Origin of the sequence: Stenotrophomonas sp. Sm6012 (assembly GCF_030985895.1) — a bacterium.
Lineage (GTDB): Bacteria > Pseudomonadota > Gammaproteobacteria > Xanthomonadales > Xanthomonadaceae > Stenotrophomonas > Stenotrophomonas forensis.
Map to the genome: position 1 here is coordinate 1 of NZ_JAPTFX010000150.1, position 11,647 is coordinate 11,647.

Annotated in this window: 10 protein-coding genes; 5 read left to right on the forward strand and 5 right to left on the reverse strand. The window is 66.0% G+C overall.

The window, feature by feature from the left end; all coding sequences use genetic code 11:
- Positions 1–207: 207 nt before the first annotated feature.
- From lldP to O0J73_RS18995, 5 genes are all read left to right on the forward strand, one after another.
- Positions 208–1,866, forward strand: coding sequence for an L-lactate permease (gene lldP / locus O0J73_RS18975; protein WP_006451836.1), 1,659 nt, complete (start codon positions 208–210; stop codon positions 1,864–1,866).
- 53 nt (positions 1,867–1,919) lie between these two features.
- Positions 1,920–2,684 carry a transcriptional regulator LldR gene (gene lldR / locus O0J73_RS18980; protein WP_012511377.1) on the forward strand — a complete coding sequence of 255 codons (765 nt, stop codon included), beginning with the start codon at positions 1,920–1,922 and terminating at the stop codon, positions 2,682–2,684.
- 4 nt (positions 2,685–2,688) lie between these two features.
- Entirely contained in the window at positions 2,689–3,828 is a 1,140-nt protein-coding gene (gene lldD / locus O0J73_RS18985) for an FMN-dependent L-lactate dehydrogenase LldD (protein WP_308309376.1), read from the forward strand.
- Complete coding sequence (gene dld / locus O0J73_RS18990) at positions 3,825–5,525, forward strand: D-lactate dehydrogenase (protein ID WP_308309377.1); 1,701 nt, start codon at positions 3,825–3,827, stop codon at positions 5,523–5,525. Before lldD ends, dld begins: the two co-directional genes overlap by 4 nt.
- A gap of 125 nt (positions 5,526–5,650) precedes the next feature.
- Positions 5,651–6,520, forward strand: coding sequence for a hypothetical protein (locus tag O0J73_RS18995; protein WP_308309378.1), 870 nt, complete (start codon positions 5,651–5,653; stop codon positions 6,518–6,520).
- 98 nt (positions 6,521–6,618) lie between these two features.
- On the opposite strand, the gene O0J73_RS19000 is transcribed toward O0J73_RS18995, so the two are convergent.
- The 5 genes from O0J73_RS19000 to O0J73_RS19020 all read right to left on the reverse strand — a co-directional run.
- Complete coding sequence (locus O0J73_RS19000; RefSeq protein WP_308309383.1) at positions 6,619–6,915, reverse strand: hypothetical protein; 297 nt, start codon at positions 6,913–6,915, stop codon at positions 6,619–6,621.
- 91 nt (positions 6,916–7,006) lie between these two features.
- The gene (locus O0J73_RS19005) at positions 7,007–7,684 is read right to left on the reverse strand and encodes a hypothetical protein (RefSeq protein ID WP_308309380.1); all 678 of its coding nucleotides are present in this window, start codon (positions 7,682–7,684) and stop codon (positions 7,007–7,009) included.
- A 22-nt stretch (positions 7,685–7,706) separates the two neighbouring features.
- Positions 7,707–8,273, reverse strand: coding sequence for a hypothetical protein (locus O0J73_RS19010; protein WP_197564850.1), 567 nt, complete (start codon positions 8,271–8,273; stop codon positions 7,707–7,709).
- Between the two features lie 2 nt (positions 8,274–8,275).
- Positions 8,276–10,072: a peptidoglycan-binding protein gene (locus tag O0J73_RS19015; RefSeq protein ID WP_308309381.1), complete on the reverse strand. Its 1,797-nt coding sequence runs from the start codon at positions 10,070–10,072 to the stop codon at positions 8,276–8,278.
- A gap of 9 nt (positions 10,073–10,081) precedes the next feature.
- The coding region (locus O0J73_RS19020; protein ID WP_308309382.1) for a DUF2345 domain-containing protein at positions 10,082–11,647 on the reverse strand (1,566 nt) is incomplete at its 5' end.

Genomic DNA, 11,647 nt, shown 5'->3' on the forward strand with positions numbered 1-11,647 from the left:
CCCCCGCCGCGCACTACCACAGCCATTCATAATGGTAGGACCAATATAGCGACTAGCCCTATGGTCTAATAGGCTCTCCACCGGGATGGCGGTTAAATCCGCTGCACGCGGCCTGATCGAAATTATTATTGGTACGACCAATAATCGGCGGCCTCGGCGACCCACCGCCTGCGGTGGAGCACATCCCGCCCCCAGTCGAGAGCCTTCATGCAGCCCTGGCAACACCTGTACGACCCCGCCGGCAACCTGTGGTTGTCCAGCCTGATCGCGCTGCTGCCGATCGCGTTCTTCTTCATCGCCCTGGCCGTATTGCGGATGAAGGGCTGGCTCGCCGGCACGATCACCGTGGCCATCGCGCTGGGCGTGGCGCTGCTGTTCTATCGCATGCCGCTGGCCCAGGCGTTGGGCGCAGCCGGCTTCGGCTTCGTCTACGGCCTTTGGCCGATCGCCTGGATCATCATCGGCGCGGTGTTCCTGTACAAAGTCTCGGTCAAGACCGGGCAGTTCGACATCATCCGTGCCTCGATCCTGTCGGTCACCGAGGACCAGCGCCTGCAGATGCTGATGGTCGGCTTCGCCTTCGGCGCCTTCCTGGAAGGTGCGGCCGGCTTCGGCGCGCCGGTGGCGATCACCGCGGCGCTGCTGGTCGGGCTGGGCTTCAAGCCGCTGTATGCCGCCGGCCTGTGCCTGATCGTCAACACCGCGCCAGTGGCATTCGGTGCGATGGGGATTCCGATCATCGTGGCCGGGCAGGTCACCGGTCTGGATGCGTTCGAGATCGGCCAGATGGCTGGGCGCCAGCTGCCGTTCCTTACGATCATCGTGCTGTTCTGGATCATGGCAATCATGGATGGCTGGCGCGGCATCAAGGAAACCTGGCCGGCGGTGCTGGTGGCCGGTGGCTCGTTCGCCATCGCGCAGTACCTGACCTCCAACTTCATTGGCCCGGAACTGCCGGACATTACGGCCTCGCTGGCATCGCTGGTGTGCCTGACCCTGTTCCTGCGTCGCTGGAAGCCGGTGCGGATCTTCCGCTTCGACACCGAAACCAGCGCCGAGGCCGCTGCACAGGCACTGGAGTCGCCGCGCTACAGCGTCGGCCAGATCGCCAAGGCGTGGTCGCCGTTCCTGATCCTTACCGCGATGGTCACGCTGTGGAGCATCAAACCGTTCAAGTCGCTGTTCGCGGCGGGCGGCCCGCTGGAGAACTGGGTGCTGAAGATCCCGGTGCCGGGCCTGGACCAGATGGTGCAGAAGATGCCACCGATCGTGGACGCGCCGCTCAGCTACGAGGCGATCTACAAGTTCGACTGGTTCTCGGCCACCGGTACCTCGATCATCCTCGCTGCGGTGATCGCCATCATCGCGCTGCGCATGCCGGCCCGTCCGGCGCTGCAGACCTTCGGTGAGACGGTGCGTGAGCTGCGCATGCCGATCTACTCGATCGGCATGGTGCTGGCCTTCGCCTTCATCGCCAACTACTCGGGCCTGTCGGCCACGCTTGCCCTGGCACTGGCACACACCGGTGATGCGTTCCCGTTCTTCTCGCCGTTCCTTGGCTGGCTGGGGGTGTTCCTGACCGGCTCGGACACTTCGTCCAATGCCTTGTTCTCGGCACTGCAGGCCACCACCGCACAGCAGATCGGCGTGTCCGACGTGCTTCTGGTGGCGGCCAACACCACCGGTGGCGTGACCGGCAAGATGATCTCGCCGCAGTCGATTGCCATTGCCTGCGCCGCGGTGGGGCTGGCCGGCAAGGAATCGGACCTGTTCCGCTTCACCGTCAAGCACAGCCTGATCTTCACCACGATGGTCGGCCTGATCACCCTGGCCCAGGCCTACTGGCTGACCTGGATGATTCCCTGAGCCATGCACGGTCGGCCGACCACCCGCTGCGCGCTTCGGGCCACAATGGCGCCATGAGCACGCAACGTATTTCGGACAAGGTGGCTGCGCAGCTGCGCGGCCTGGTGCAGGAACAGCGGCTGCAGCCGGGTGACCGGCTGCCGGCCGAGCGCACCCTGGCGGTGCAGCTGGGCGTCTCGCGCACCGCATTGCGCGAGGCGATCGCACAGTTGGCCAGCCAGGGCCTGTTGACGGCGCGGGTCGGTGGCGGCACCTACGTGGCCGAGCCGGCGGCGCGCGCGCGGCAGGCACTGGATGAACCGCTGGCGCCGTACCTGCCGCTGTTCCAGGGCGACCCGGAATACCGCTTCGACGTGCTGGAGATCCGCCACGCACTGGAAGGTGCCACCGCCTGGCACGCCGCGCTGCGCGCCACCGATGAGGACCGCGCGCGCATCGCGCAGGCGTTCCAGACCATGATGGACGCGCACGGCAAGGACGACCCCACCGGCGAAGCGGAGGCCGACGCGGCCTTCCACCTGTCCATCGCCGAGGCCTCGCACAACCTGGTGCTGCTGCAGGTGATGCGCGGCCTGTTCGAGCTGCTGCAGACCAACATCTCGCAGAGCCGCGAAAAGCTCTACACCTCGGCGAGGACCTTCTCGCCACTGTCCGACCAGCACCGCGAGATGATGGATGCGGTGCTGGCCGGCGATCCCGAACGCGCGCGCGCCGCCGCGCATGCCCACCTCGAGTTCGTGCACACCACGCTGCGCACCCTCGATGACAACGAAGCCCGGCGTGCGCGGGCCTCGCGTCTACCTTCCCCACACGGTTGACCCCATGATCATCTCCGCCTCCACCGATTACCGTGCCGCAGCGCAACGCCGGCTGCCGCCGTTCCTGTTCCACTACATCGATGGCGGCGCGTATGCCGAGCACACGCTGAAGCGCAACGTTTCCGACCTGTCCGACATCGCGCTGCGCCAGCGCATCCTGCGCAACATGTCCGACCTGAGCCTGGAAACCGAACTGTTCGGCGAAAAACTGGCGATGCCGGTGGCGCTGGCGCCGGTCGGCCTGACTGGCATGTATGCCCGGCGCGGTGAAGTGCAGGCGGCGCGCGCGGCAGACAGCCGCGGCATCCCGTTCACTCTGTCCACCGTCTCGGTGTGCCCGATCGAGGAAGTGGCACCGGCGATCCAGCGGCCGATGTGGTTCCAGCTGTACGTGCTGCGCGACCGCGGTTTCATGCGCAACGCGCTGGAGCGCGCGCAGGCTGCAGGCGTGACCACCCTGGTGTTCACCGTGGACATGCCGGTGCCGGGCGCGCGCTACCGTGACGCGCACTCCGGCATGAGCGGACCGAACGCCTCGCTGCGCCGTATCGGCCAGGCCATCACCCATCCGCATTGGGCGTGGGACGTCGGCCTGTTCGGCCGTCCGCATGACCTGGGCAACATCTCCACCTACCGTGGCAACCCGACCGGGCTGGAGGACTACATCGGCTGGCTCGGCAGCAACTTCGATCCGTCCATTTCGTGGAAGGATCTGGAGTGGATCCGCGAATTCTGGAAGGGCCCGATGGTGATCAAGGGCATCCTCGACCCGGATGATGCACGTGATGCGGTGAAGTTCGGAGCCGATGGCATCGTGGTCTCCAATCACGGTGGCCGACAGCTGGACGGCGTTCTGTCCACCGCACGCGCATTGCCGGCCATTGCCGATGCCGTGCAGGGCGACCTGAAGATCCTCGCCGATTCCGGCATCCGCACCGGCCTGGACGTGGTGCGCATGCTGGCGCTGGGCGCCGACACCGTGCTGCTGGGCCGTGCCTTCGTCTATGCACTGGCTGCGCAGGGCGAAGCCGGGGTGGCCAACCTGCTGGACCTGATCGCCAGGGAGATGCGCGTGGCGATGACACTGACCGGTGCGCGCCGCATCGCCGACATCGGCCGTGACTCGCTGGTCAGCCTGCCGTGAGTGGCCACGATGCCGTGCTGGCGCAGTTGCGCGATGCGGTCGGCAGCCGCCATGTACTGACCGGTGACAAGGCCACCCGCCGCTTCCGCCGTGGATACCGTTTCGGCGACGGCCCGGTGCTGGCGGTGGTGCGCCCCGGCACGTTGCTGGAGCTGTGGCACGTGCTGCAGGCCGCGGTGCAGGGTGGGGCGGCGATCATCCTGCAGGCGGCCAACACCGGCCTGACCGGCGGCTCTACCCCGGATGGCAACAACTATGGGCGGCCGATCGTGCTGGTCAGCACGCTGCGGCTGACCGGCATCCAGCTGTTGAACGACGGCCGGCAGGTGCTGTGCCTGCCCGGTGCAACGCTGGATCGGCTGGAACAGACCCTGGCGCCATTGGGCCGCGAGCCGCATTCGGTGATCGGCTCGTCCTGCATCGGCGCGTCGGTGCTGGGCGGGATCTGCAACAACTCCGGCGGCGCGCTGGTGCGTCGCGGCCCGGCCTATACCGAGCTTGCGTTGTACGCGCAGGTCGATGCGCAGGGCCAGCTGCAGCTGGTCAACCATCTGGGCATCGCGTTGGGCGATACGCCCGAGCAGATCCTGCAACGCCTGCAGGCCGGTGACTATACGGCCGCCGACGTCGGCGATGGCGACGGTCGCGCCGCGTCCGATCCGCGCTATGCCGAGGAGGTGCGCCGGGTCGATGCCGATACCCCGGCGCGCTTCAATGCCGACCCCAGCCGTCATTTCGAGGCAGCGGGATCGGCCGGCAAGCTGGCGGTATTCGCGGTGCGCCTGGATACCTTCGAGAAGGAGGCCGCCGAGGTCTTCTACATCGGCAGCAACCGCACCGACAGCCTCAGCGCGATCCGGCGCCAGCTGCTGACCGGTTTCGAGCGCCTGCCGATCGCTGGCGAATACATTCACCGCGATGCCTATGACATCGGCGAACGCTACGGCAAGGACAGCTTCCTGCTGATCGACCGTCTCGGCACTGCCCGCGTGCCGGCCGCCTTTGCGCTGAAGAGTCGTGTCGATGGCTGGTTCGAGCGGCTGGGACTGCGCGGGGTGACCGACCGGGTGATGCAGGTGCTGACCGGGTTGCTGCCTTCGCACCTGCCCAAGCGTATGGGCGAGTTCCGCCAGCGCTATGAACATCATCTGCTGCTGAAGGTGTCCGCGCAGGACGCTGCTCAGACTGAGGCCTGGTTGCGGGACTTCTTCGCAGGCCATGAAGGCGGCTATTTCCACTGCACGGCAGAGGAGGGCCGCAAGGCGTTCCTGCATCGCTTCGCGGTGGCCGGTGCTGCCGTGCGCTACCGTGAAGTGCATCGCGAGAAGGTGCAGGACATCGTGGCACTGGACATCGCGCTGCGCCGTGACGATGCCGACTGGTTCGAGCAGCTGCCCGCCGACATCGACAACCGCCTGCTGCACAAGCTGTACTACGGGCACTTCCTGTGCCACGTGTTCCACCAGGACTACATCGCGCGCAGGGGCGAAGACCCGATGGCGATCGAGCACGCGATGTGGTCATTGCTGGATCAGCGCGGCGCCGAGTACCCGGCCGAGCACAATGTCGGCCACCTGTATCCGGCCAAGCCGGCGCTGGCCGGGTTCTATCGGCAGCTGGACCCGAGCAACACCTTCAACCCCGGCATTGGCCAGACGTCGAAGGCGAAGGGGTGGGGTGGCTGCGATTGCGGTTAGGCAAACGATCCAGGTAGCGTCGAGCTTGCTCGACGGCCTCTTTTGCCGGATTACATGCAGTCGAGCAAGCGCGACTCTACGGGGGAGCGGTTACCATCGGGGTTCCACACGCAGGAGCCAACCCGATGCCCATCACTGGAGCACGCACTTTCCTGTGCGCCGCACTGCTGGCCACGCCGCTTCTGGCGCTGGCCCAGGGCTCGATCCTGCCGCAGCAGCGCGATGCGGCCGGCAACGTGATGGAGCCGCTGGGACAGGTGCTGGACGCGGCAGGGGTGCGTCATTGCACCGCCGATGGCGCATGGTGCGTGCGCGTGCAGCCGGTGGCCAACGATGGCGATCGGCCCACAACACTGGAGGTGTCGGAGCGGGGAGCCGCGAAGGGCGACCCGCATGTCTACCACGTCAGCATCGACGTGCCGCAGGAAAGCGAACTGAAGCTGTGGCCATGGATCGTGCGCCTGGCCCCCGGTGTGGGTAGCGATGCGGTGGTGACCGACCCGCAGCAGCGCGCCCGCCAGAACGTACTGGTAGGGGGCATCGTCTCCTTCAGCAGCATGTATTCCGGCGGCGGTGCCGATGCGTCCACGTTGCAGTTGGCACGCGTGCGCCACCTGCAGGACGACATCCAGGTGGATGACGATGTACTGACCGTTCCGTGGCAGGGCAATGCGTCGATCCGGGCCTGTTTCAGCGAACAGGATGCGAGGCAACGGGCCGGGGCCTGCCATGATGAGTACAGTTTCTCGGCGAAACTGGGACTGGACCCGGTCGCGCAGGCCATGCCGGTGCTGCGCTACCAGACCGTGGCCACACGATTCCCTGCCGGCGCCTCGCGCTTCGAGGATTCACTGGCCAAGGGCCCGCTGAAGAAGAAGGACCTGCGCACCGAGCAGGACCCGGCGTGCAGTTACACACGTCTGTTCCGCTTCAGCGAAGGAATGTTCCATCCGGACCAGGCGCTGCCGGACTGCGCAGGCTATACCGAACCCTGAGCCCTGTAGAGCCGAGCCTGCGCCCGGCTGGCTTTCCCTGCAGCCTGACCGGAGAGCAGTCGAGCATGGTTCGACTCTACAGAAGCCCGTGGCAGCGCTTACTCGCAGCGTGCGGCGGTGATGATGTTGTCCTTGTCCATGTAGACCCGCAGGCGGTCCGTGCGGATGTCCTTGGTGGTGATGGTGGTCGGGCCGATCGGGTTGACCAGCCCGGCGCCGCTCTCACGCGACAGCCGACGCAGGTTATCTTCGTTGCCTGGCTGGCCTACCGCCCAGCCCAGCTGACTGGCGTCGCAGCGGCCCGTTCCCTTTACTTCCGGGCCGGGGGTGCTGACACAGGCCGACAGCAGCAGGGGCGCGGCAAAGGCGGCAACAGTGAGGCGGGCGATGCTGATTCGGGTCATCGGAATGGCTCCAGGGCGCATGATGGCGCCACCATAGCACTGCGCCCACGCCGACGGCATGCGTTGGATCAAGGCGCGGCGTTCACGGCGGGCCGGGCTGGCCGCGCTTGATCGCTTCCCACACCTTGTCCACGTGCGCGCGCAGCGCCGGCGCAGCCGATGCCAGCGCAGGATCGTCCTGCCGGTCGCCGCCGAAGGGTTCATCGCCTTCCACCTCCACCAGCGATTCACCACGTACTTCGTAATACTGCTCCCCCTGGCGAAGGCCGATGCGCAGCTGCTGCGGGTCCACCCCACCGCCACAGAAGCTGTGGCTGGCCAGGGTCAGCTCGGCGCGGCCATCGTTGTCCAGGTCGGTCGCCGTCACCTGGTCCAGGAAATAGCCCGCCTCCAGGTCCAGGCCTTCGCATTGGATCGGATCTTCCCGGATCCAGCGCGACGTCCAGGGCGCCGCCAGGTCAGAACGCCGGAACAGCTCTGCACGCAGCGTGATCTGATCCAATGGTTCCTTGTCTTCCCGCGCCGGCGATGTCTGTTCGCTACGCGAAATCAGCAGCAGGCCCGCGCCGTCGATGTCCTCGAACACCACCTGCCTCAGCAGCGTGCCCGGGTAAAGACCTTTCAGATCCGCGTCGGATAGTGCAGGAGATGTCTCGAACGTCGCTTTGGGGGCCGACCCACCACATCCGCCCATGGTCAGCATGAAAGCGATCAAGAGAGATTGACCGCGTCTGCGAATGCGTCTCGCGTCAGTGCTCATCCATGCCCGCCAGTGACATCGGTCAATCGCCTTGAGCCTGGCAGGCCGCGGCCAGATTCAGGCCTGCAGGTCCACGATACTGTGCTGCCTTGCTATCGAAGGTCAGCCGGATCTTCTCGGTACGGACTGCACCACCGTGGCCCTGCGGGCAATTCCGCGTCGCTTCCAGTTCAGGCCACAGGGCATGGGGCATGGCAGGTGCTGACAATGTCGTGAACTTTCCTTCCAGAAGACGGATGTAGGTTCCGTCCTTGCATTGGGCGAGGACCAGTTTGTCGGTCACGTCGATGTCGCCGTAACTGCTGCCGAAGTAGGTCAGGATGGCATCCTTCCGGCCATCCTTGTTCAGATCCGGTGTGTCGCTCAACGACGTCTTCCCCTGCTGCCCGCTGTAGGGGCAACCTTCATCATCTCCGGGCGGGCAGGCGCTGACGTGCTTTCCTTCCAGCGGCAGCAGTTCGATCCGATCGTCAATGGAGACTGCTGCGCAGGCGCGGTCCAGGACGTCGGCGACAGGCTGCTTGGCCGCGCAGGAGGTAGCCAGGCAAAGACCGGCCAGCAGCGGCGCGGCGCGAAGGACGTAAGGCATCGTCATATTCCCGTGGTATCGAAATGGAAGGAGCCGCGGCCATCGCGCAAGGTGCCCAACTCATTGTTGAGGGTGTAGTTGCGGCCGTTGCGCCCGGCATAGGTCGGCCAGTTGGCGAGGCGATCCTGCGTGTCGTTGACGGAAAGTGCGTCAGTGAGCAACTGCGCGGTGATCGCCTGCTCGTGTGCGTTGGTCCATTGCGCCGGTGCCGTCGACCAGTTCAACTGGGCATGGCCGTTGATGGCACGGGTCAACGAATCCCTGACGCGGGCGCCGGTCACGTGGCCCGGACGGAAGATATGCCACCGAAGCAGGATCGCGACGGATTTCTCCGATGTGTAGATATCGCCCAGCGTGCCGTTGATATGGACGGCACCCACGTTGACCGTGATAGGGGCTGAACGGATATCGCGGATACGGAAGCGCACCATATCCCACATCGCCTGCTGGAAGTTCGCGCAGGTGCGACCGATCATGGCCAAGCGATAGAACCAGTGCCAGGTCTTGAAATAGTTTGCTTCCAGGGTCGCCCGGTCGACCATGGGCAGCTGCGCCAGACCGGTGGCTGCCTGTGCAGGTTGCGTCTGTTCGTCGTGATGGCGGATCCAGCCCACGTACTTCCGGCCCGTGCGGTCCCAGAGCGGCCCCGTGTTGACGCCTGCCCAGGCCGTCGCCGGATAAAGACCCAGATTCCCAAGATAGCGCTGGTAGTCGGCTTGATTGCGATGCAGGAAGTAGGCGAGGAAGCCAGGCAGCTCGCCATTGTCATAGCCGCCGGCAGGCATCAGGCCCATGGTCCAATGGCACGGGCCGAGAGAGACCAGAGCGTCATCGTAGGCATTGATGCTGTCGAACATGCCCATGCATTCCTGCTCGGCCGTGGCACGCACAACACGATAGGTGGACGCTGCGGCGCCGTTGGGTGTGGCGGCCAGGATTGCCGTGGTGGTCGCTGGACCGATCAAGCGTTCCGGCGTCATTTCCGCTTCGGCCCACGTATGGTTGGGCACTTCGCTCATCGGGCCGCCATAGGTCATGAACCGCGCGTAGCTGCCCAGCGACTGGTACTGATCATCACGGCGACCGTTCGGAAGCGTGTAGTGTCCGGTGAAGTCCCTGCTGAACATCCGGACGCGCGCGACCACCCGGTTGGAGGCATTGCGCACGGTGCCCTGCGTGATCTCGTCGAAGTTCCAGATGTTGATGCCATTGGCATACGGCGTAGTGCGCTGGTTGTTGCCGGTGGCAACCTGCCATGCTTCGATGACCACCGGGCAGCGATAGTTGTTGCGCAACCAGTGTTCCATCGCTGTGCGCGTATTGGCATTCATCACGCCGCTGATCGGGCCGGTGTAGCGCGATCCGTTGGCGACCCGGTCCAGCGAGGCGACGTGATAGCTTTCCGGTGGATTGGAATTGGGGCGCAGTCCCAGTGCCATCACTTCCGGTGCGGTCAAGCCGGACTGGGGTTGCCAGCCGTGCAGCCGTCCCTGGTTCAGTTGGGCGGCATTGGCCATGCTGGCATAGATCTGGAACTCTCGTACCGCCCATTCGGTGCCGCGGCCGAACCCGCCATCAGGTGTGCCGACGAACATGAAGCCCAGCGTGCGCAGGTCCTGCTGGAGCTGGCGTACGTGCTGCGGGATCGCCAGCGTCGCGCCGCCCTGGTTCTGCGGTGTCTGTGCGTTCGCAGGCGTGGGTGGGGGCGGGTTGTCGACGCCACCCCAGCGAGGCGGCCTGTTGTTCGCAGGCGTTCCATCGTGGTCGCCTCGTCGGAGGTTGTGATTGCCGTAGATCATGCATCCGTCCTAGATGTCGTGGTCTTTGCCCAGCGAGGTGACGCCGGGAAGGCTGGGTGTATTGAGCCCAACCAGCTCACGTGCCTGGTGGAAGCGCTGCATGGCCATGCGGCTGAGCTGGCCGAAGTCGCCGTCGACCGCGCCATCGTAGAATCCAAGGTTCTTCAGGCGCGACTGCAACCCGGTATGCTCGTCCGTCTGTTTCTGTGCGGCAAGATCGAGTGTCCATTCCCAGGGGTGGTTGTCGGCCCCGAACGGAAACACCTTCAGCTTGGCCTGCTTCGCGCCTTCGGGCATCTCATGCATCAGGCTGCCATCGGAGCCCAGCTCGCCTTCGAAGCGTTGCCCGCCGATGTCCAGTGTGTAGGGTTTGCCGGCCAGTCCTTGCAGCCCGAACTGCTCGACCAGGCGCAGCCCGAACTGCTGCGGTACCAGCTGCGTGCCTCGCGGAAGGTGCTCGGGAATGGCGGGGTTGGTATCGGCCCCCATGAACGGATGCTCGCCCGCCTTGACCTTGAACTCGCCCGGGCAGCTGAAGGTGATGTTGCCGCCCTCCAGCGTGATCGCACTGCTGCCGGCCTGCAGCACCACCTTGGTCTGCGCCAGCACGTCGATGCGCTCGTCGGTGGCGGTGATGGTCAATGCCTGGTCGCTCAGCAGCTCCAGCTCGCCATCGTTGGCCTGCAGGCTGACCGGCCCCTGCGCGGCGATCACCCGCAGCGGGCCGCTCTGCGCGAACAGTGAGACGTGCTCGCCGGACACGGTGGCGAGGGTCTCCCCGGCGCTGACGTGCAGGTCCTGCTGCACGGTCATCTGCAGGTTCTGCCCGGCATAGGCCACGGCGCTGGCCGCGGTGGTCCAGGCCACGTGGTGCGGCGCTTCGGCCACCAGCAACGGCGTGCCCAGCCGTTCCACCGGCTGCTCGCCAGGGCTGCGGCCGTCGCTGCCGGGCTTCATCGCGCTCTGCCCGTTCACGTCGCCGGTGTAGCGGCCCTGCGCCTTCGGGTCGATCTGCTCGCGCAGTTGCTTGGTGCGCTCAAATTCGGCCAGGCCTGGCACCTGCTGCTCGGCCAGGGTCTGTTGCATCTGCTCCAGGCTGCGTTCGGCGCCTTTGAGCTGCGCCACCACGCTGGCGTTGTCCATCACCGTGGATGCCGCGCGCTCCTGCAGGCTGGCCGACAGCAGCAGGCCTTCGCTGGCATGCACGTTGCCCCAGCCCTGGGTGGCCAGCTCGAAACCTTCGCCGCGCAGCGCGCCGCGGGCGGTGTCCTGATGGGCGATCAGGTAGCCCAGTTCCAGCCGGCTGTCGGCCAGCGAGCTGTGCAGGCGGGTGCGCAGCTGGCCGGGGGTGTCATCCATCAGCCACTGCTGGGTGCCGCTGCCATCGTGGGCCTGGGTATGCAGGCCACTGAGCACGCCGGGATGGCGCGCGTTCTCGTCGATGCCACCACCGAAGGGTGGGGCGACCTCGCCGTTGTACAGCTGGCCGGTGATGCGCGGCTGGTCGATGTCGCCGTGCAGGAATTCCACCAGCACCTCGCTGCCCACGCGGGGCAGGAAGCTGGTGCCCCAGTT

Coding starts and splice junctions, on each gene's coding strand:
- lldP (WP_006451836.1), top strand. CDS start 208: ATGCAGCCCTGGCAACACCTGTACGACCCCGCCGGCAACCTGTGGTTG.
- lldR (WP_012511377.1), top strand. CDS start 1,920: ATGAGCACGCAACGTATTTCGGACAAGGTGGCTGCGCAGCTGCGCGGC.
- lldD (WP_308309376.1), top strand. CDS start 2,689: ATGATCATCTCCGCCTCCACCGATTACCGTGCCGCAGCGCAACGCCGG.
- O0J73_RS18995 (WP_308309378.1), top strand. CDS start 5,651: ATGCCCATCACTGGAGCACGCACTTTCCTGTGCGCCGCACTGCTGGCC.
- O0J73_RS19005 (WP_308309380.1), bottom strand. CDS start 7,684: ATGAGCACTGACGCGAGACGCATTCGCAGACGCGGTCAATCTCTCTTG.
- O0J73_RS19010 (WP_197564850.1), bottom strand. CDS start 8,273: ATGCCTTACGTCCTTCGCGCCGCGCCGCTGCTGGCCGGTCTTTGCCTG.
- O0J73_RS19015 (WP_308309381.1), bottom strand. CDS start 10,072: ATGATCTACGGCAATCACAACCTCCGACGAGGCGACCACGATGGAACG.